This is a genomic window from Marivirga lumbricoides, assembly GCF_014636295.1.
Lineage (GTDB): Bacteria > Bacteroidota > Bacteroidia > Cytophagales > Cyclobacteriaceae > Marivirga > Marivirga lumbricoides.
This window is the reverse complement of record NZ_BMEC01000007.1, coordinates 145,872-165,924: the sequence shown is the minus strand read 5'-3', so window position 1 is coordinate 165,924 and position 20,053 is coordinate 145,872. Positions and strand designations below refer to the sequence as shown.

Below are 20,053 nucleotides of genomic sequence, written 5' to 3'. Positions count from 1 at the left end.
TAAGGTCGCAAGGTACAAAATTGATTCTTATTAATAAACCACTGGCACACTTGTTATCTTATTATTTTGCAAGAGGAACAGGGCAATGTACATTCCAAAAAGTATAACTTATAGAGAGACCCGTGAAATAATACCAATCATTATCCTCCCAGTTTCCGAATTGGAATTCAGAATTTCTCTTATCTGTAACCTGTTCCTCCGAGATATTATCTATGTAGTCATAAAATAGCTTCCTTGCAGAAAACTCAAAGTTAATTGTCCAAAATGGATTAATTCTATATTTAACACCTCCACCAAAGGGAATCATTAATTGAATATCGCTATACTCTGCATTTTTATCAGCTCTGTTAATTAACATAAATCCAGCTCCTACACTTACATAAGGACTGAATTTTACGAGTGCTTTATCTGATCTGAAGTCCAGAAAATCATAATTTACCTGAGCAGAAATTTCGGTTAAAAACTCTTTAAAGGAGGCTGATCTAGCCTCAGCCAAAGGATCAATAGGGTTTTTATCGCTTCCCTTTATATTGCCTGCTGCCAGTGCAAGTTTTCCACTCCATCCTCTTTGATAATTCTTTACATAATAAATCTGAGCACCCAGCGATTGATTAGTAATATCATATTGACGAATAAGATCCCCTGTATAATTAAAACTTGCTATACCCCCACCTATCTCTTTAGACTGGCTAAAACTGTTGAAGCTTAAGATGCATAATATAAAAACTAAAAAAGGAAAGCAACAAAGCTTCCCTTCTGTGAAAGTCTGTCGGATCATAAATTATCTAAATTTAGCTCCTCTAACGAATGAACGTCCTAAAATGTATGTCAATTGAATATTTGTTACAATAAAAATATCATTATCACTATTGTTTCCTCTTATGTTGCTTCTTGTATCATTATTCCCAAACCCTGCTGCGTTACCGTATCCGGCAGCTCTTCTCCAGGTAAGGTCAGGATCTAAGAGGGAAGTATTATTAGTTATATTATCACTATAAGTAAATTCCTGAATTCGGTTAAATTCTTCTTGAGTAAACTGGTTTGACATGTCAGACATGGCCATAGCAGTATAATCTGGATTACCTTCAGAGTCTACAAATCCTCCTAAGTCTACATATTCACCACCTACATCATCTAGATAGTCCGTAAATGTATGTCTGTAGCTAATTTCCAATGCGATATCAAAGTTACTACTAAGTTTATATCTTGCTCCTAATCCTACGGGGATTACAATTTGTATTCTGCTGTATGGCTTAGGTAAATCTTTACCATATAATTCTTTATACTGAGCTTTATCAAAGTTCTGCCCTTCAGTTCCTAACTCTCTTAAGCTAACCCACTGCCCGGCATTTTCAAGGGCTACCTTCTCACCTGGAGCGTCCATATGCTCTCCACCATAATAAAATTCAGGCACCTGAGCTTTCGGATTATGATACAAAATACCAATGCCTCCAAACGCATATAAGTTCATAGGAGCCCTGGATGTATACCTGCCACTATGACTGAATAAATCAATTTGAGTTGTTGCAGATAGCTCAAAAATATCATTTCTGAAATTAAGATTTCTTAAATATCTATTGGCATTTTCAGTGGTGAAATTATCTGTACCGACAACTTCAGTATCGCTCGCTTGCAACCTGCCCCACATAAAATTGGCTCTCCAATGATACCTGTCACCAAATTTTTGCTTTACAAAAAGATTCACCCCGGGGCGAGTAAAAGAAATATCAGTACTTAATATTCCTGATGTTGGTGCTATATCCCCAAAATAATTAAGCGCATTTACACCGCCACCAAACCCATAATAGGAAATAGCAGGATTAACCAACCTTTTAGTTCCTGCAAAAGATCCAATTTTTTTACTGCCCCCTCTTCTTCTTCTTTGTGCTTCTACATTATCAGGAAGTATGGTTAAAACAGCTAGCAAAAATACAACTAAAAGATAAAATTTTCTCATGGTAATGGAATCAAACAATTCGAGCCTCAAAAATAAGACAATTATTTTAAATAAATGACAATCAATTTCTTAAATCCAATCCCCAATTTAATTTTTGCCTGAGTGTGTCAAAATAATTGAGGTGGTTAAACGTAATAAGTTTTGCCTGAAAATCCTCTTTTCTTACTGTTAATTTCACATAAGAATCGACAGACTCTGATTTTGAGTCGAGGGAAATCAAAAATTTGTTGCTGCGCGCCTCTACTTTAAAGGAAATTTCACTTAAGTCAGATACGATCAGAGGTCTTACATTTAAATTATGAGCACTTACTGGGGTGATTACAAAATTGTTAGAATGCGGTAAAACAATTGGCCCCCCACAGCTTAAAGAATAACCTGTTGAGCCAGTTGGGGTAGAAACAATTAAACCATCCGCCCAATAGGAATTGAGATACTCCCCATCTACATACGTATGAACAGTAATCATTGATGAAGAGTCTGTTTTAAGTATAGCCATTTCATTCAGTGCAAACCTGGCTTGTTTAAAAATATCTGCGTTTGTTTCAAGCTTAATTAATGTTCGGCAATCCAACTTATAATTCTTTTGTAGCAGATCTTTTAATGATTGGTCAATGAGGTCTTTAGGAGTGGTGGCCAAAAACCCTAAACGCCCGGTATTTATACCTAATATGGGCGTTTCTGTTTTGCCTACTAAAGATACGGTCTCCAACAAGGTACCATCTCCACCCAAACTAATGACATAATCTACCTTGTGTGAGGGTGTAATTCTTCTGAAAATCTCAAAGTTTCCAGGCTGGGAAAATGATTGAACGTATTTATCAGAAAATTTTTTGGAAATTATAATCTCTATGCCATTGGCTTGCAAAAAACCTATTACTTGCTGGATGCAGGGCTTAACTTCCTCATTAAAAACATTTCCATGTAAAGCTATCCTCATAAGCTATTAAGTCTCAAGGTACCGCATCAAAATATCAAATCTCTCCTTTTCGTTAGTTATCGCTCCGGCTTCCTGGTACTTAGCCACAACTTTGTAATCAAATCTTTCCAAAGTGGCAATAATGTGGGTAAGATCAACTTTATTAATTTTTAATGTAAGCCTGAATTTGGTAGGATCATTTTTATCAATGTTCATGCTTGAGCCTAATACCCGGGCATTATTAGATTCTACCAGTCGTGCCACTTCACTTAAGGAATAATCTATTTGGTTAATTGCCAAAACGATTACTCCTCCCGGACTTTGAATTGTTGCTGATTGAGAAAAAACCGACAAAGCATCGGACAAAATAATTACGCCCTTATAGTCAAAGTTTTCATCCACTACCACCACGCAATCAAAATGATGATCTGTAGCTTGTTTTACGCCATCATAAATATGTTGATGAACCTGAATAAAGCATTTTTCACCTTTCAGTTGAAAATCACCAACTTTCTTATATACATCATTATCTTCAATGATCATATCTTCTGTGAGAAAACCCAGAAATTTACGATCAGTTACCACAGGCAAAACATGTAGCCGAAGTTCTTCCATCCACACTAATGCTTTAGCAGCATCATCAGTTACCTTAAGAGGTGGAATCATTTCGTTTATTAATTCTACAGTCATTCGCTTGTTAGTACTTCTTTATTTTCCAAATATTCTTCCAGGATGCTATTAAACTCTTCTGATTTTTCCATCATGGGAGCATGTCCGCACTGATCTATAAACTTCAACGTAGTATTCGGAATAAGTTTATCAAATTCATGTGCCACCATAGGTGGGGTAATTGTATCGTTAAGTCCCCAGACTAAAAGAGTAGGTACTTTTATTTTCGTGATCTCCTCTGCCATGTTGTGCCTTTGAGCAGATTTGGCAATGGCTACTATTCGCATACACTTAGGAATACTCTTGGTAGTTTCAAATACTTCATCTACCAACTCTTTAGTAGCGGTTTTAGGATCATAAAAAGTATAAGCTACTCTTTCTTTGATGTACTCATAACTTCCTCTCTTCGGAAAAGAACCTCCCATTGTATTCTCAAACAATCCACTACTGCCTGTTAAAACAAGGCGTTTAATCTGGTCCTGATGACGTAAAGTATAAATAAGCGCTACATGACCTCCTAATGAGTTACCTATTAGCGTCATGTTGCTGAGATTTTTCATCTTCACAAAACCTTCCACAAAATCTGTTAAAGCCCCAAGACCTGCCTGCTTAATAGGCATGTCATAAATTGGAAGTAAAGGTATTAATACTCTGTAGTTAACAGAAAATCTATTTACCACCCCTTCCCAGTTACTCAAAGCTCCAAATAAACCGTGCAATAAAACTAATGGTTCACCTTCTCCCTCGTCAATAAAACTATAATCTCCTTCTTTATGAATTTTCATTTTCTTAATCATTTTACTGGCAGTACCAGACAACTAATAACTGCCTTAAGTAAACAGTAGTTTAAATCCGCTACTCTTCACTACTATAATTACGTTTTAATTATACCTGTAGATTTTTTGCTTGTAAAGCTTATTTATTGCCACAATAAAAGTGCCTAAAGCGCTAAAAAATCCTAAACAGATGCTTAAATATATTAAAATAGTTGATAAACCTACAATTTTATAGGTATTGCCAACTCCTGATTTCTAACATTGATGAGCCAATTTTTTAATATTTCTATCCCACACTCAGTAAGTGCGGCTTCAGGATGATACTGTATTCCATAGATTTCCAACCATTTATGTTTTAGAACCATGAGTTCATCATCTAAAGTCACAGCCAAACTCATTAACTTTGTTTTTTCTAAGTTTTTCACCACCAATGAATGATATCTTACCACATTCCAAACAATTGGCAATCCCTTAAAAATTGGATCTTCATTTGTTTTCTTTATAGATGATAGTTTACCATGCATTGGCTTAATAGCCTTTTCTATTTTTGCTCCAAAATATTGCGCAATGGCCTGATGTCCAAGGCAGATACCCAAAATAGGCAATCTATTTTTAAAGTGCTCTAAATAGTCTAATAAAAAACCAGCTTTCTCAGGGACACCGGGCCCGGGTGATAAAACCAATTTAGTAAATTTTAAATCAGGTAAATCTACAGGCGAAATATCATTCCTTACTATGTAGCACTGTTCTCCCAACTGTTCGAAGTAATCGACCAGGTTGTAAGTAAAGGAATCAAAATTATCAACCAATAGAATCATCCGCTGGCAATCAGAACAAAAATTTTGATTTCAAACTATCAAAAACTTCACCGATAAAAGGTAAATAAGCTGAGAATAAATCTAACACATAAGGAGCAAATGAAGCTACTGTAGGGTAAATATAGGTTCCTTCAGCCATTTCAGCAGGAACACTAATATCAATAGATTCCGCTAACCACAATACAAGGCTTACTCCGAATGCCCACTTAAACAAGCCTAAAACTGCTCCGGCAAAGTTATCCAAACCACCCAATAATGTGAGGTCCAGAATTTTTTTCACCACTTTACCAATCAGGTTCACAACCAACAAAATAATTATAAACAGTAAAATAAATGAAAAAATTGGCAGTGCCTGATCCCACTTTGCAAAATATGGTTTCAAAATATCTATACCAAAATCAAGCAATTTGAATGCTCCAATTATAGCCAGAAAGAAAGCTACTAAAGAGACAATTTCAAGTAAAAGTCCTTTTCTGAAACCTAAGTAGGCTCCAAATAATAAAGGGATCAGAAGCAGGATATCAAGTGTTCTCAAGAATTCAGCACATTTTTAACTGTAGTAGAAATAGCTTTCCCATCTGCTTTTCCTGCTAATTCTTTGGTAGCAACTCCCATTACTTTACCCATATCTGAAGGACCTGTTGCACCTACTTTCTTTACAATTTCCTCAATTTTGGTCTTTAATTCCTCATCGGACATTTGTTTGGGCAGATAGCGCTCTATTACTCTCAACTCTACTAATTCAGCTTCAGCCAACTCAGGCCTATTATTAGCCTGATAAGTCTCTGCAGATTCTTTTCTTTGCTTGGCAGCCCTCATTAACAATTTCATTTCAGTATCTTCAGAGATACTTTCCTTACTTCCTTTTTCCGTTTCAGCTAATAAAATAAGAGATTTGATAGAGCGTAATGCCGTAAGCTCCTCTTTATTTTTAGCTTTCATTGCCTCTTTAATATCTGAATCAATTTGTTCTTTTAAGCTCATAGTAAATTTTTAAAATCATTAACTTGCACGCAAAGTTATCATATAAAACTAAAATTATGACAAGACTTAGCGTCAATATCAATAAGATAGCTACTTTGCGTAACGCACGCGGAGGAAATAACCCTAATGTAGTACAAGTGGCAAAAGATTGTGAAAGATTTGGTGCTCAAGGAATTACTATCCACCCCAGGCCGGATGAAAGGCATATAACCACTCAGGATGTTTACGACTTAAAGCAGGTAGTAACCACTGAGTTTAACATTGAAGGATATCCGGATCAAAGGTTTATGGATTTAGTGAAGGAAATTAAACCTGCACAAGCCACCTTAGTACCGGACCCTCCTCACGTACTTACTTCCAATGCTGGATGGGATACTATCAAACAAAAGTCATTTTTAAAAGAAGTAATTGCGGATCTAAAAGAAGCCGGCATCAGAACTTCTATTTTCATCGGGACTGAAACTCATTTAATTGAAGCTGCCGCAGATACAGGAACTGACAGAATAGAGCTCTATACAGAACCTTATGCCACTAATTACGCTAAGAATAAAAAAGAGGCTGTTGTTCCTTTTGTAAATGCAGCGGAAATAGCCTTAAAACAAAATTTAGGTATAAATGCAGGCCATGACCTAAGCTTAGAAAACTTGAAATATCTATACGAACAAATTCCTGAAATGGAAGAGGTTTCGATAGGTCATGCATTAATATCAGATGCTTTGTATTTTGGCTTAGAGAATACTATTCAGCTTTATTTACGACAACTGAAACAGTAATAATCATTTTTAGAATATTTAATAACATGAAATTACATTACCAGGAATTGGGAGAAGGGAAACCGCTTATCATCCTTCATGGTCTTTTCGGCTCTTCAGATAATTGGATGACCATTGGTAGAAAGCTGGCTGACACCTTTAAAGTATATTTAATTGACCAGCGCAACCATGGGGACTCCCCACACTCAGATACACACAATTACGAGGTGATGGCTGCTGACCTTAAAGAGTTTATTGAGACAGAGAAAATTCAAAACCCTCATATTATGGGGCATTCAATGGGAGGGAAAACTGCAATGCAATTTGCTGTTGAAAATCCAGACATGTTCGATCAACTGATTATAGTTGATATAGCTCCAAAAGCTTACCCTGTACACCACGCCACCATATTAAAGGGTTTAAAGAGTATTAATTTATCAGAATTAAAGTCCAGAAATGATGCCGATAAAGCTTTGGCGGAATATGTACCGGAAAAAGGAGTGCGCCAATTTTTACTCAAAAACCTCACCCGGGATGATGATAAAAATTTCACATGGAAAATAAATCTTCCTGTTATTGAAGCTTCTATTGAAACTATAGGGCAGGGGTTAGAGAAAAAGCTTGCCACAGAAAAAGATGTTCTTTTTATTGGAGGAGCTGATTCGGATTACATAAGAAAAGAAGATAATATTACTATAATTAACTTCTTCCCAAATGCCAGTGTAAAAATGATTGAGGGGGCAGGCCACTGGATTCATGCCGAAAAGCCTGAAGAATTTCTAGAGATAGTTTTAGGCTTTTTAAGTAAAAAATGAAAAAAGGAACCCTCTACCTGATTCCCACAGTAATTGCTCCTGGCACTGAAGAAAAAGTGCTACCTCCTGACCTTAAAGCGCTATGTAATGGAATTAGTTATTATTTGGCAGAAAATATCAGAACAGCAAGACGCTGCTTAAGTGCCATGAGAATTGACAGAACTATTGAAGAGCTGGAGTTTAAAGAACTAAGTAAAAAAACTCCTGCAACAGAGATTGACTCACTTATGGCTCCCCTACTCAAGGGAGAATCTATTGGAATTATGTCAGAAGCAGGATGCCCGGGCATAGCTGACCCTGGAGCTCAGGCTGTAGAATATGCCCACCGGAATGGAATACAGGTGATACCTTATGTAGGACCTTCCTCTATTTTCTTAGCACTAATGGCTTCAGGCCTAAGCGGACAGTCATTTACATTTAGTGGTTATTTGCCCATTGATAAAAGCGAAAAAATCCAAAGCATAAAACAGTTGGAAAGCCTGGCTTCCAAACTAGGTCAAACACAAATATTTATGGAAACTCCATACAGGAATAATCAATTAATGGAAGACCTTCTAAAAACCTGTTCGGGAAACCTTAAACTTTGTATTGCCAGAGATATTACTGGCAGTAATGAGATGATAGTTACCGACACCATCAATAATTGGAAAAAGAAAAAACCTGACCTGCATAAACAGCCGTGTATTTTTCTAATTGGCTCTAATTAAAAGAGAAGGTATACAGCAGTTTTATTACCTTTATGATGCTATAAATCAATGTTGTATAATAATCAGTATAGTATTTAAATAAATCTAAATAGTCTGCTAAATTTGCGGACTGAAAAAATATAAGATACATGTCATATTTATTTACCTCGGAGTCCGTTTCTGAAGGACATCCGGACAAAGTTGCCGATCAGATTTCAGATGCTCTTTTAGATAATTTTCTAGCTTTTGATGCAAAATCCAAAGTTGCTTGTGAAACATTGGTGACAACGGGATTAACTGTATTAAGCGGGGAAGTGAGAAGCAGCTCATATGTAGATGTGCAGATGGTTGCACGTGAAGTGATTAATAGAATTGGCTACACCAAAGGCGAGTATATGTTTGATGGTAACTCATGTGGGGTTATATCTACTATTCATGAGCAGTCTCAGGATATTAACCAAGGGGTAGATAAAGCAAATCCGGAGGAGCAAGGTGCAGGTGACCAGGGAATGATGTTTGGATACGCAACTAAAGAAACAGAAAATTACATGCCGCTGGCTTTAGACTTAAGCCACAAAATCCTAATGGAACTGGCGCTTTTAAGAAGAGAAAATAAAGACATTACTTATTTACGCCCAGATGCAAAGTCGCAAGTAACAATTGAATACTCTGATGACAATGTGCCTCAGCGAATTGTTGCTATAGTTGTTTCCACTCAACATGATGAATTTGATGCAGATGATGCTATGTTGAGCAAAATTAAAAGTGATATCATTAATATTCTTATTCCAAGAGTTAAAGCACAATTAAAACCCGAGTTACAAAATCTCTTCACCGATGATATAAAATACCACATTAATCCGACCGGAAAGTTTGTGATTGGTGGCCCACACGGAGATGCCGGACTTACAGGAAGAAAAATTATTGTTGATACTTACGGAGGAAAGGGAGCCCATGGTGGTGGTGCATTCTCTGGCAAGGATCCTTCCAAAGTGGATAGATCAGCTGCTTATGCCACAAGGCATATTGCTAAAAATTTGGTAGCTGCTGGTGTGGCTGATGAAATTCTTGTACAGGTATCCTACGCTATTGGTGTGGTTGAGCCAATGGGTATTTATGTAAACACTTACGGATCCGCGAATGTGAATCTTTCTGATGGAGAAATAGCTTCTAAAATTGAAGAAATTTTCGATATGAGACCATATGCTATTGAAAAAAGATTAAAACTCCGTAATCCGATATATAGCGAATCCGCAGCTTATGGACATATGGGAAGAGAACCTAAAATGGTAACCAAAACTTTCAACGCCAGCAATGGGGATAAAATAACAACGGAAGTTGAGTTGTTTACCTGGGAAAAACTTGACTATGTTGATAAAGTTAAGTCAGCCTTTGGCATTTAACCTAAGCTGTCTTTTAAAATCAGAAAAGGCCTCTCATTTTTGAAATGAGAGGCCTTTTCAGTTAAAGAAGTCATTTAAATGCTCTATCTTACATTTTGCTTTCTTATAATTTTCGCAAATAAATTTGGCAGAAAACGTTTTAAAAGAATGCCATATTTCTCTTTACCGCCTATTACTACCTCAAGCTTTTCCTTTTCCACTGCCTGAATAATTTTTTGAGCACAAATACTGGCTGGCATTCCATTGGCCTGTGCATTATCCATTTCACCGGTAGGCTTTCCATCAGCCCCTAAAGCATTTACCGATACATCCGTTTTAATAAAGCCGGGACATATCAGAGTAACCTTAATATCATGATCAAAAACTTCTGTTCTTAAAGAATCGAAGAACCCATGGAGAGCATGTTTTGCAGCCGCGTAGGAAGAGCGCCATGGTGAACCAAACTTCCCAACCAGGCTGGTAGTAACTGCTATATGTCCTGATTTCTGCTTTACCATTTGAGGCAAAACAGCTTTTGTTAAGGCTATAGTACCAAAATAGTCAATCTCCATTATTTTTCTGTCAACTTCCAAAGGAGTATCCAGCGCCATACTTCTTTGGCTAATGCCTCCATTATTAAAAAGCATGTCAATCTGACCAAAATGGTTGACCACTTCTTCTACTTTGCTATCAAAATCACTTATTTGAGACAAGTCTAATGGAAGAATGAATACATCAGAAGAATTTTCACACCTAGCCTTCACCTCTTCAAGAACTTCCTTCCGTCTGGCTGAAATAATCAGCTTTGCTCCTCTTTTAGATAGCTCCAAGGCCAGCGCTTCACCAATTCCTGAACTTGCCCCGGTGATCCATGCTACTTTTCCACTAATTTGAGTCATATGCTAGTACTTTAATATTTGCTTAAAATCAGAATTTCACGATAAAAGCTCCTGGAAAGCGATCGATAACTTTCAGCTTTAAATCATCAGCCTTTTTTCTGCTATTATATTGGCCTAAAATAATAGCATATGCCTTTTTATCCTGCAGATCTTTCACTTCAATAATAATATCTTCCCTATAGGATTTCTGAAGGTTCTCTGATAAACGCAGCATATTGTCGAAGCCTTGAAAGCTGCCAACTTGCACACCCCACCCTTTAGGCTCTTCCTGTCTAACATCCAGTGCAAAATAGCTCTTTATGTCTACAGTCTGATCTATTTGAAAAATACGGTTACTCCCTGACCTTCCATCTCCAGCATCTACAACCTCAATTTCTACCTCGGTAAGACCTTGAGCTGTAAATTTCAACTTCTCAGCAGCTGAACGGGAAACATCAACCACCCTTCCTTCAACAAAAGGGCCCCTATCGTTCACTCTTACTTCTACAGATTCATTATTGGAAAGGTTGGTCACTTTTATTAAGGTACCAAAGGGCAGGAATTTATGTGCTGCTGTTAATTTTTTATGATCATACTTTTCTCCACTTGCTGTCAATTTTCCATCAAATTTATCGGCATAAAAAGAAGCAATGCCTTTTTGTTTCTGGGCAAAGGCCGAAGAAGTTAGTAAAAGAGTAAAAATGAAAAATTGAATAATATTTTTTTTCATACAAATAATGATTTTTAAATTACCATAGCATTTTAATTAGCCATTGCTATGCAAAAGATTATATTATTTAAAGCTATAATTTTGTAACAACATCTACATAATAATATAGCTACTTTGCGCTGCCAAATTTATGACATTCTTGAGTAGATAAAGCCAGAAGTGTAAGAATTTCATTTTATTTTAAAATAAATTCTGATAAATGCATGAAAATAATGTTTGTCGTTCTATTTTCACAAAAAAATATTAATCTGTTAATTTGCCCTCGATAAAGCTTACTTTTAAAACATTGATTTCAGAAAAAGGACTTTTACGATTATCATTACTTTTCGCCATTCTATTTTGGCTGGCACTTATAGTATCAGACCTATTTCTACTCTTTGCGCAAATAAATCAGGCAAATGCCGGAATAACTCAGGAAATACCTTATTTATTTCTGCTACTTTTTATCATTTTCGTTTTCTTTTATTTTCGTTTAAGAATCCAAAAAGCAGAAAGTATTAATTTTATTGATCTGCTATGGCATGTGTTTTCCACAGGTTTAATTGTTTCATTGGTTCAGCTTGCTATTGGCCTGTTCTTCTACTTATTAAGCGATAGCAAGCTTTTGCAGAACGATTTAGCAGTAAACTTCTTTTACCACATCAATATTGCTGCAATTATCGTTTTTCTCACTTCAACTTTTGTGGTTTGGAAGCGCCTGATTCTTTATCAGAAAAATAAAAGACTTTTACTTATTTGGCAGTTTTTCGAGTACGGGCTACTTGCCACACTGCTTTTCAATTTCTTTCAAAGTGAATTTCAGGATTGGGTATTTATAGGATTATTAGGCATTTTCTTCCTTTTTGGACTTATACTTTCCTTTAACCTCAAATGGATAGCCTATCTTAATTTTAAGCAAAAATGGAGAAGCATCTTGTTGTTAGCCTTGGTGCTACTGTATCTCTATTATTTTTTAACCAACCTTTTCAATTTCTCAGAAGAGTTTAACCTAATTCTGGACCTATTGCCAAATGTATTTGTACTTTCTCTTTCTGCCTTCATTTTTATATATGCATTAATCTCTATATTGGTAATTTTATTCAATTTACCCACTTCTTCTGTTTTTGAACAAAAAATCAGTGAAGTCTTAAACTTTCAAAGATTAAGTCAGTCTATTCAAAAAGGGGACAATGAAGACCAGGTATACAATGTATTGCTAGAAAGCTCTACCAACGCAGTTTTTTCCCTTAGTGCATGGTTAGAAATTTATGAGAAAGATAGAAAAACAAGAATATTTAAGTCAAATATTACAGACGCCAAAATACAACAGGTAAAAAAGAGTATTCAGGAGAGTCAGATTTTTCCTTATTTACATAAACATCAATCGGAAAGCTTTCAAAAAAACCTAAACCCCAACAAGCTTACCGCTAACCTCAACGATCCTGACTATCCCTCAACATTAGTAGTACCATTAGTTATACAAGACAGGCAAATAGGGCTTCTGGTGCTTCTGAAGGATGTTGAAGATGGCTTTAACAAAGAAATGATTGATATTATCAATTCTTTTGTAAGCCAGGCATGTATATCAATAGAGAATTTTGAACTACTTTCAGAGGCTTTAAAAAATGAACGATATAAGGAAGAGCTGAAAATTGCCATGAGGGTACAAAAAAGCCTCCTGCCACAGGAACTCATCAATGATGATAATTTTGAGATGTTCGCTTTTTATGAATCGGCAGATGAAGTAGGTGGCGACTACTACGATTATTTTCGAGTTAACGAGAATAAAACTGCTATTATAATAGGAGATGTGTCGGGCAAAGGAACTTCTGCCGCTTTTAATATGTCTCAAATGAAGGGAGTTTTTCATAGTTTGGTTCAACTGGAATTAGATCCTCAGTCTTTTCTCACAAAGGCAAACAGCGCACTCAGTTTCTGTCTTGAGAAAACCTCTTTCATCACAGCTGCTTACTATATGATTGATTCAGTGGAAAAAACAGTTACCTTTTCCAGAGCAGGACATTGCCCTGCTTTATTCTACAATCATGAAGGCAAAAGCGTGAACTATTTCCATAATCGCGGCTTAGGTTTAGGAATAGTAAGAAGTAATAACTACGAGAAGTATATTGATGTAAACCAAATAAGTTACAAGCCGGGAGATAAACTTTTTCTTTACACAGATGGTATAGTAGAAGCAAAAAATCCCGAAGGCGAAGAATTTGGTTATGATCGTTTAAGTGATGTTGTATCCACATATGGCAGCGAAAGCCCGGAAAAAATTAAGGAGAAGGTTATTGAATCGCTTTATAGTTTCATCGACTCAGAAGGTCTTGATGACGACTATACAATTGTAATCATCGGCTTTTTCTGACATGCCACCAACCTACTGATAATAAGCACGTAATAGAGTTTGTATGATAAATATTGAGATAACAAAAGAAGATGAAATTAGTATTATTACTGTGGCCGGAGATGTTGATGCCAGTTCCAGTATTCACCTGGACGAAGCGTTGACAAAACTGGTGAAGGAATCTTCCGTTAAGCTAATAATGATAGATGGAACGCAGTTAGATTATATTTCTTCTGCCGGTTTGGGAGTATTTATGTCATATATTGATGATTTTAAAACAAATAATATTAAAATGGTATTATTTGGATTAAGTAAAAAAGTACAAAATGTGTTTGAAATACTAGGATTAGATCAGCTACTCAATATTGTAGCAGATAAAAAAGAAGCGAAGGAGAAGTTATATGAAATTCAATCTTAAAGTATATTGCGAAAAGACGCGCCTTAAAGATATTCGGGATTTTGTAGAAGAAAAGTTAAAGCCGCACACTGATGATGAGCTTATCATTAATCAGTTAGTGCTAGCTGTAGATGAAATTTGTGCAAACCTTATTATTCATTCAAATTCCTGTAATCCTGCCGAAGAAATTAACCTACAGGTAAGGGTAGATACAAATGGCGTTACTTTTAAAATTACTGATAAAGGAAAGCAGTTCAATTTTAAAGATTATAAGGAACCTTCCATTCAGGAAGTAGTTGAAACCAAAAAGAAAGGTGGAATAGGTTTACTTTTAGTAAAAAGAATAATGGACAGAGTAGAGTTTTCTTCCAAAGAGCAAAGCAATACCTGCATATTGTACAAGCAATTCTCTAAATAAGTAGACTGCCCCGTCTTACTATCCCCAATTACAAAGCCTGCATTATTTATTGACACAAATCTCCAGCTTTACTTTATTAAAATAATTTAATTATCAGTATTTGTAAATTGCTTCTCTCAATAACTTTCTCAAATTAAACTGTTTGTATAAATTGCTGCTTGAAATATAACAGGATTTATATGCGCTATATAATATTATTTTTAGTCTTCCCTATATTACTTGTTTCCTGCAAAAGCTCTCAGTCAGGCAAAAAAGCTGTGAAGCCGGAAGTAAAGCCACCACTCTTTTCTATTAACGAAACAAAAGTATACCCTGATGAGTTTATGTATGCTTACGAAAAAAGCAATAAGAATAAAGGTGAGACCGAAGCCATTGAAGACTATCTTGAGCTATATGTCAATTTTAAATTAAAAGTTGAAGCTGCTAAAAAAGCAGGCCTTGACACGCTTCCATCCTACCAAAGAGAATTGAAGGGCTACCTGGAGGATATTAAAAAGCCTTACTTAGCAACGGAACAGGTCACTGAAAACTTAATTGAAGAAACATTTAAGAGGTTACAGGAAGAAATAAATGCCTCTCACATACTTATAAAGGTAAGTGAAGATGCCCAACCGGAAGATACCTTAAAAGCCTATCTAAAAATAAAAGATATCAAGCAGAAGCATGCTGAAGGCAAAGAATTCTCTGAACTTGCTTTTCAATATTCTGAAGATCCTTCTGCTAAGGCCAATAATGGTGAATTAGGCTGGTTTACTGCATTTCAAATGGTTTATCCTTTTGAATCAGCGGCCTACAATACTCCTGAAGGAGAAGTATCAGACATAGTAAGAACAAAATTCGGCTATCATATTGTAAAAGTTAACGAAAGAAGAGAAACACTCGGTAGGATAAAGCTGGCCCACATCATGTTACGCTACCCTCAGAATGCAAATCAACAGGATAGCTCTGCAGTCGAAGAGAAAATTTTCACAGTGTATGACTCTCTAAAAAATGGCGGTGAATGGTTCTCTTTGGCATCCCAATATTCAGAGGATCTGAATACTAAAAATCAGGGTGGCAGCTTACCCTGGTTTGGTGCAGGAAACCTTCCTGCAAGTCTGGAAAAAGTAGCTTTTGATCTATCTCAGCCTAATGAAATTTCAGAACCAGTACAGAGCCCGTATGGTTGGCATATTTTAAAATTAGAAGAAAAAAGGGGAGTAGGAAGTTTGGAGAGTATGAGGGAAAGCCTGGAAAGAAGAATTCAAAGAGATCAAAGATCGGAATTAAAAATATCTCAAATCCTTGACACGCTGAAAAAAGAAAATAAATTCCGAAGAAATGAAGTGATTTATAAACAATTAAATACTACCAACCTTATGTCTGACAGTGCTCTTACAGCTATCAATAAAGAGGAAGTTCTTTTCTCTATTGCTGATGAAGACTATAAGGTAAGGCAATGGCTTGCCGAGAGCTCAAAGAAAGGAAAAGTTAAAGATGCATTACAGGAATTTGAAAAAAATAAACTTTTGGCTTACGAAGACGATCATCTGCCTGAAAAATATCCTGAGTATAGAATGTTGGCGAATGAGTACCGTGATGGCTTACTTCTATTTGAAATTATGAGCAGAAAGGTTTGGGATAAGGTAAGTTCAGATACAATAGGTCTGAAGCAGTTTTATAATGAGAATAAGGAGGCATATAAAAGAGAAGCAGCTGTAGTTGCAGATATTTTTATATTTAATGACACATCACAAATTGACCGATTTAAAAATCCAATCCAAAATAACTTCTATAGTTTATCTGAGCCAATTCTTTACACCAATAAGGCTTCAATAACTAAAGCATTAGATTCACTGAAAAAATATTCTGACACAATTTTTGTACAGGTTGAAAGACCAGTGATGATGAAAAAAGCTGACTCCCTACAGCTATACACAACATTAAAAACCACTATTAATCAGATGGAATTGCTGAATCCTATCAATTCCGGTGAAAATAAAATATATTTGCATTTCTTGGGGAGAGCAACAGAAGAACTTCTTAAGGTGTATGACGGTTTGAAGGCTGTAAAAAGCGGAGAATTTAGTGAAGAAGAAAAGCTTTACGGTATGAAAATACCATCAAAAACGGGGTTCTCTCAATCATTTAATAATAATGGAGATCTTCAATTAATATTTGTGAAAGAAAAAGTTTCTGTCAGATTAAAATCTTTTGAAGAATCTAAACCTGAACTAATCACCGACTATCAAAATTATTTGGAAAACAAATGGATAGAACAATTAAAGCAGGAAAACCAAGTTACTATTAATCAGGAATTATTAGATCAATTAAAAAGTGAAGTTGAGGAACAAAATTTATAAATCATCTTTTTTATTATGCCTCCTGATTATATTAGGAAGCTGCGACTATATTAACCTAAAGCAATATTCTTCGGATGAAAAAGAGGAAGAGAAAACACCGATAGCAAGGGTTAAAAATTCCATCCTTTACCTGGAGGACTTAAAAGGTATAGTATCCAAGGAGACTTCCAGCGCGGACAGTGCCAATATTATGAACAGGTATGTAAATTCCTGGGTTAAAAAGCAGTTGCTTATTAATGAAGCGTCCGAAAAAATAAACTTTGATGTGGCTTCTATCGACAGAAAAGTTCTTGATTATAAGTATGCCCTTATGGTACATGAATACAAGAAATATTATGTTGATCAAAAGTTGGATACCTCAATTAGTGAGTCAGAAATTCAAAAGTATTATGAAGAGAATAAAAGTAACTTTGAACTGAAGCAGAATATCATAAGAGGACATTTTATTAAGATTGCTAAAAACGCTCCAAAAATTAAGCGACTTAAAAGTCTGGTGACTTCTACTAAAGAAAGTGATATGAATGAGCTAAAATCATACTGCTTTCGTTATGCAGAAACATATTTTCTTGAAGATTCAGTTTGGATTAATTTTGATGAAGTGATTAGAAATACTCCTTTTGTGAGTGTCACCAATAAAGTGCAGTTTCTGAAAACGAATAATTATGTGGAAGAGGAAGATGACAAATACCTTTACATCCTAAAAATTAAGGAATATAAAATCTCTGATCAAATATCTCCACTTGAATTTGTCAGGAATGATATCAACCAAATTATCTTAAATAAAAGAAAAGTGGCTATTGCCAATCAACTAGAGGAAGATGTGTTTGAAAAAGCACAGCAGGCGAACAAATATGAAATTTATAATTAACAGAATGAAATTAATAAGTGCATTAATAATTATTTGCTTAGCACAATTACCTGCTGCCTATTCACAACAGGCTCAGGTAGCGGACCAAATAATTGGCAAAGTAGATAATTTTATAATCCTTGAGTCTGATTTAGAATTAGCCTACAAAGATTACCTTTCGAGAGGGAATAATGCCAATGAGTCTTCTGTATGCACAGTACTTGAAGGGCTTATTGTAAACAAATTAATGCTGGCCAAGGCAGAAATAGATTCTGTGGTAGTTAGTGACCAGCAAGTTGATGCACAATTAGAGAACAGAATGAAAATGATGGTAAATCAAATTGGTTCTGAGGAAAAAATTGAAGAATACTACGGTAAAACTTTGGAGGAATTTAAAGTTGAAATCCGTGATGATATTAAGGAGCAGCTAGTAATGAGTGAAATGCAAAGAACCATTACTCAGGACATTGAAGTAACACCAAAAGAAGTACAGGAGTTTTTCAGAAATATACCAAAGGATAGTTTACCTTATTATTCCACTCAGGTTCAGGTTGGGCAGATTGTCCGCAATCCTGTAATGAGTAAAGAAGCTAAAAATAGTGTAAAAGCGAGATTAGAAGGCCTCAGAGAAAGGATTTTAGAAGGTGAAGATTTTGAAGAGGTAGCAAGATTGTATTCACAAGAACCAGGTGCCAGAAAAACTGGTGGTAATATTGGTTTTTTTCAAAGAGGCGAACTTGCTCCTGAATATGAAGCTACCGCTTTACGCTTAAAGCCCGGAGAAATATCTAAACCTGTGGAAACAGATTTCGGCTTTCACTTGATTCAATTGATCGAGAGAAGAGGGAATGAATTTAATACGAGGCATATTCTTATCCGACCAACTTTTAGAGAAGCTGATCTTCAAATAGCCAGAAACTTCCTTGACAGCCTGCGTACTAATATTTTGAATGACAGTATAAAATTTGAAAAAGCAGCTAAAGAATATTCTGATGACATGAATACTTCTTCCAGTGGAGGTTATTTTCTTGATGGGCAGTCTGGAAGCACAAAAATTTCAGTTGAGGATCTTGATCCTAATGTATTTTTCACAATTGATACTATGAAACTTGGTAGCATCACGAAACCACTTACTTTTACTAAACAAGATGGCTCCCAGGCTGTTAGAATACTTTTCTATAAGGACAGATTGAGGCCACATCAGGCAGATATCAGGTTGGACTACCAGCGTATTCAAAAAGCTGCTCTCAATAGAAAAAGAAGTGAAATCCTTAATAAATGGTTTGAAGAATCGCAATCTGAAGTTTTCGTTACAATAGACGAAAAATATGATAGCTGCAATATTCTTAAAAAATAAGTATGGAGAAATTCAAAAATGAAGTTGAAGCGGCTGATGCTTTGCACAAAAAATACGAGGAGTTAAGAAAAGAAATTAATAAGGTAATTGTAGGGCAAGATGAAGTAGTAAAGCTTGTGATAAGCTCTTTATTCTGCCATGGCCATAGCCTCCTTATTGGGGTTCCCGGCCTTGCTAAAACCTTGCTCATAAAAACAGTAGCTTCTGCAATGAGCCTCAAATTTAACAGGATACAGTTCACCCCGGACTTAATGCCTTCTGATATTTTAGGCGCAGAAACTCTTGACAAGGACAGGAATTTCAAATTCATTAAAGGAGCTATCTTTAACAACATTATTCTGGCAGATGAAATCAACAGAACGCCTCCTAAAACGCAGGCTGCATTGTTAGAAGCCATGCAGGAGAAAAATGTAACTGTGGCAGGCCAAACGTATGAACTTCCGAACCCATTTTTTGTACTAGCTACACAAAATCCAATAGAACAAGAAGGTACTTACCCTTTACCGGAAGCTCAGCTCGACAGGTTTATGTTTAATATTACTTTAGGTTATCCAACTTATCAGGACGAGATTAACATAGTTAAAAATGCTGCCTCACAATCGGATCAAATAATTAATCCTGTACTCACAGCAGAAGAAATTCTTGCATTCCAGGCATTGGTGGAGAAAGTTCCTGTGCCTGATAACGTAGTGGAGTATGCCGTAAGATTAGTTCATAGCACCCGTCCAAATACAGAAATGGCCTCAGGTTTAACTAACAATTATATTGAATGGGGTGCAGGTCCAAGAGCTTCTCAGTTCTTAATCAAAGGAGCTAAATGCCATGCATTACTAAATGGAAAATACTCGCCAGATATCGAGGATGTAAAAGCTATCGCTGTTCCAATTTTAAGACACAGGCTGGTGAAGAATTTTAAAGCCGATGCTGAAGGTATTTCTATTGAAGAAATAATTACTGAGCTAAGCAAGGAAAAATAGTTGTCACAAGTTTTTTAATAGCT

Annotated in this window: 21 protein-coding genes; 11 read left to right on the top strand and 10 right to left on the bottom strand. The window is 35.8% G+C overall.

Annotated elements, in window-relative coordinates; translation table 11 throughout:
• Window positions 1-61: 61 nt before the first annotated feature.
• From porG to IEV85_RS12080, 8 genes are all read right to left on the bottom strand, one after another.
• Window positions 62-778: a type IX secretion system protein PorG gene (gene porG, locus IEV85_RS12115; protein WP_188463651.1), complete on the bottom strand. Its 717-nt coding sequence runs from the start codon at window positions 776-778 to the stop codon at window positions 62-64.
• 3 nt (window positions 779-781) lie between these two features.
• A complete protein-coding gene (locus IEV85_RS12110; protein ID WP_188463649.1) occupies window positions 782-1,957 on the bottom strand; it encodes a DUF6089 family protein in 1,176 nt (391 codons plus the stop codon).
• Window positions 1,958-2,018: 61 nt separating this feature from the next.
• Window positions 2,019-2,894: an NAD kinase gene (locus IEV85_RS12105; RefSeq protein ID WP_188463647.1), complete on the bottom strand. Its 876-nt coding sequence runs from the start codon at window positions 2,892-2,894 to the stop codon at window positions 2,019-2,021.
• A 6-nt stretch (window positions 2,895-2,900) separates the two neighbouring features.
• Window positions 2,901-3,563, bottom strand: a complete 663-nt coding sequence (locus IEV85_RS12100) for a CBS domain-containing protein (protein ID WP_188463645.1) — start codon at window positions 3,561-3,563, stop codon at window positions 2,901-2,903.
• Window positions 3,560-4,327 (bottom strand): alpha/beta fold hydrolase, encoded by a 768-nt coding sequence (locus tag IEV85_RS12095; protein ID WP_188463644.1) that lies wholly within the window; start codon window positions 4,325-4,327, stop codon window positions 3,560-3,562. Before IEV85_RS12095 ends, IEV85_RS12100 begins: the two co-directional genes overlap by 4 nt.
• A 212-nt stretch (window positions 4,328-4,539) precedes the next feature.
• Window positions 4,540-5,136, bottom strand: a complete 597-nt coding sequence (locus IEV85_RS12090; protein ID WP_188463642.1) for an anthranilate synthase component II — start codon at window positions 5,134-5,136, stop codon at window positions 4,540-4,542.
• Window positions 5,137-5,146: 10 nt separating this feature from the next.
• On the bottom strand, window positions 5,147-5,671 hold the full coding sequence (locus IEV85_RS12085; protein WP_188463640.1) for a CvpA family protein: 525 nt from the start codon (window positions 5,669-5,671) through the stop codon (window positions 5,147-5,149).
• Window positions 5,668-6,120: a GatB/YqeY domain-containing protein gene (locus IEV85_RS12080; protein ID WP_188463638.1), complete on the bottom strand. Its 453-nt coding sequence runs from the start codon at window positions 6,118-6,120 to the stop codon at window positions 5,668-5,670. The genes IEV85_RS12085 and IEV85_RS12080 overlap by 4 nt, the downstream gene beginning before the upstream one ends.
• Window positions 6,121-6,176: 56 nt before the next feature.
• Here IEV85_RS12080 and IEV85_RS12075 point away from each other — a divergent pair, with 56 nt between their 5' ends.
• From IEV85_RS12075 to metK, 4 genes are all read left to right on the top strand, one after another.
• Entirely contained in the window at window positions 6,177-6,893 is a 717-nt protein-coding gene (locus tag IEV85_RS12075; RefSeq protein ID WP_188463636.1) for a pyridoxine 5'-phosphate synthase, read from the top strand.
• A gap of 26 nt (window positions 6,894-6,919) precedes the next feature.
• Window positions 6,920-7,687, top strand: a complete 768-nt coding sequence (locus tag IEV85_RS12070) for an alpha/beta fold hydrolase (RefSeq protein ID WP_188463634.1) — start codon at window positions 6,920-6,922, stop codon at window positions 7,685-7,687.
• Window positions 7,684-8,394, top strand: a complete 711-nt coding sequence (locus IEV85_RS12065; protein WP_188463632.1) for an SAM-dependent methyltransferase — start codon at window positions 7,684-7,686, stop codon at window positions 8,392-8,394. Before IEV85_RS12070 ends, IEV85_RS12065 begins: the two co-directional genes overlap by 4 nt.
• Window positions 8,395-8,522: 128 nt before the next feature.
• A complete protein-coding gene (gene metK, locus IEV85_RS12060) occupies window positions 8,523-9,776 on the top strand; it encodes a methionine adenosyltransferase (RefSeq protein ID WP_188463630.1) in 1,254 nt (417 codons plus the stop codon).
• Between the two features lie 83 nt (window positions 9,777-9,859).
• Here the strand turns inward: metK and IEV85_RS12055 are convergent, their stop codons facing one another.
• Both IEV85_RS12055 and IEV85_RS12050 read right to left on the bottom strand, forming a co-directional pair.
• Window positions 9,860-10,654, bottom strand: coding sequence for an SDR family oxidoreductase (locus IEV85_RS12055; protein ID WP_188463628.1), 795 nt, complete (start codon window positions 10,652-10,654; stop codon window positions 9,860-9,862).
• A 28-nt stretch (window positions 10,655-10,682) separates the two neighbouring features.
• Window positions 10,683-11,363: an SPOR domain-containing protein gene (locus IEV85_RS12050; protein ID WP_188463626.1), complete on the bottom strand. Its 681-nt coding sequence runs from the start codon at window positions 11,361-11,363 to the stop codon at window positions 10,683-10,685.
• 286 nt (window positions 11,364-11,649) lie between these two features.
• Here IEV85_RS12050 and IEV85_RS12045 point away from each other — a divergent pair, with 286 nt between their 5' ends.
• The 7 genes from IEV85_RS12045 to IEV85_RS12015 all read left to right on the top strand — a co-directional run bounded on the left by IEV85_RS12045 (window position 11,650) and on the right by IEV85_RS12015 (window position 20,030).
• On the top strand, window positions 11,650-13,713 hold the full coding sequence (locus IEV85_RS12045) for a SpoIIE family protein phosphatase (RefSeq protein ID WP_188463624.1): 2,064 nt from the start codon (window positions 11,650-11,652) through the stop codon (window positions 13,711-13,713).
• Window positions 13,714-13,756: 43 nt separating this feature from the next.
• Window positions 13,757-14,110 carry an STAS domain-containing protein gene (locus IEV85_RS12040; RefSeq protein WP_188463622.1) on the top strand — a complete coding sequence of 118 codons (354 nt, stop codon included), beginning with the start codon at window positions 13,757-13,759 and terminating at the stop codon, window positions 14,108-14,110.
• On the top strand, window positions 14,094-14,507 hold the full coding sequence (locus tag IEV85_RS12035) for an ATP-binding protein (protein WP_188463620.1): 414 nt from the start codon (window positions 14,094-14,096) through the stop codon (window positions 14,505-14,507). The genes IEV85_RS12040 and IEV85_RS12035 overlap by 17 nt, the downstream gene beginning before the upstream one ends.
• Before the next feature lie 179 nt (window positions 14,508-14,686).
• Entirely contained in the window at window positions 14,687-16,849 is a 2,163-nt protein-coding gene (locus tag IEV85_RS12030) for a peptidylprolyl isomerase (protein WP_188463618.1), read from the top strand.
• Window positions 16,830-17,717, top strand: coding sequence for a peptidylprolyl isomerase (locus IEV85_RS12025; protein ID WP_229712581.1), 888 nt, complete (start codon window positions 16,830-16,832; stop codon window positions 17,715-17,717). Before IEV85_RS12030 ends, IEV85_RS12025 begins: the two co-directional genes overlap by 20 nt.
• Window positions 17,718-17,721: 4 nt before the next feature.
• Entirely contained in the window at window positions 17,722-19,053 is a 1,332-nt protein-coding gene (locus tag IEV85_RS12020) for a peptidylprolyl isomerase (protein WP_188463911.1), read from the top strand.
• Window positions 19,054-19,055: 2 nt separating this feature from the next.
• The gene (locus IEV85_RS12015; protein ID WP_188463617.1) at window positions 19,056-20,030 is read left to right on the top strand and encodes an AAA family ATPase; all 975 of its coding nucleotides are present in this window, start codon (window positions 19,056-19,058) and stop codon (window positions 20,028-20,030) included.
• The last annotated feature ends 23 nt before the right edge of the window (window positions 20,031-20,053 follow it).

Bases quoted from the DNA above. Each gene is read 5' to 3' on its own strand.
- IEV85_RS12040 (WP_188463622.1), top strand. From the start codon at position 13,757: ATGATAAATATTGAGATAACAAAAGAAGATGAAATTAGTATTATTACT.
- IEV85_RS12050 (WP_188463626.1), bottom strand. From the start codon at position 11,363: ATGAAAAAAAATATTATTCAATTTTTCATTTTTACTCTTTTACTAACT.
- IEV85_RS12080 (WP_188463638.1), bottom strand. From the start codon at position 6,120: ATGAGCTTAAAAGAACAAATTGATTCAGATATTAAAGAGGCAATGAAA.
- IEV85_RS12075 (WP_188463636.1), top strand. From the start codon at position 6,177: ATGACAAGACTTAGCGTCAATATCAATAAGATAGCTACTTTGCGTAAC.
- IEV85_RS12095 (WP_188463644.1), bottom strand. From the start codon at position 4,327: ATGAAAATTCATAAAGAAGGAGATTATAGTTTTATTGACGAGGGAGAA.
- metK (WP_188463630.1), top strand. From the start codon at position 8,523: ATGTCATATTTATTTACCTCGGAGTCCGTTTCTGAAGGACATCCGGAC.
- IEV85_RS12015 (WP_188463617.1), top strand. From the start codon at position 19,056: ATGGAGAAATTCAAAAATGAAGTTGAAGCGGCTGATGCTTTGCACAAA.
- IEV85_RS12020 (WP_188463911.1), top strand. From the start codon at position 17,722: ATGAAATTAATAAGTGCATTAATAATTATTTGCTTAGCACAATTACCT.
- IEV85_RS12065 (WP_188463632.1), top strand. From the start codon at position 7,684: ATGAAAAAAGGAACCCTCTACCTGATTCCCACAGTAATTGCTCCTGGC.
- IEV85_RS12090 (WP_188463642.1), bottom strand. From the start codon at position 5,136: ATGATTCTATTGGTTGATAATTTTGATTCCTTTACTTACAACCTGGTC.
- IEV85_RS12110 (WP_188463649.1), bottom strand. From the start codon at position 1,957: ATGAGAAAATTTTATCTTTTAGTTGTATTTTTGCTAGCTGTTTTAACC.
- IEV85_RS12105 (WP_188463647.1), bottom strand. From the start codon at position 2,894: ATGAGGATAGCTTTACATGGAAATGTTTTTAATGAGGAAGTTAAGCCC.
- IEV85_RS12100 (WP_188463645.1), bottom strand. From the start codon at position 3,563: ATGACTGTAGAATTAATAAACGAAATGATTCCACCTCTTAAGGTAACT.
- IEV85_RS12070 (WP_188463634.1), top strand. From the start codon at position 6,920: ATGAAATTACATTACCAGGAATTGGGAGAAGGGAAACCGCTTATCATC.
- IEV85_RS12055 (WP_188463628.1), bottom strand. From the start codon at position 10,654: ATGACTCAAATTAGTGGAAAAGTAGCATGGATCACCGGGGCAAGTTCA.
- IEV85_RS12030 (WP_188463618.1), top strand. From the start codon at position 14,687: ATGCGCTATATAATATTATTTTTAGTCTTCCCTATATTACTTGTTTCC.
- IEV85_RS12035 (WP_188463620.1), top strand. From the start codon at position 14,094: ATGAAATTCAATCTTAAAGTATATTGCGAAAAGACGCGCCTTAAAGAT.
- porG (WP_188463651.1), bottom strand. From the start codon at position 778: ATGATCCGACAGACTTTCACAGAAGGGAAGCTTTGTTGCTTTCCTTTT.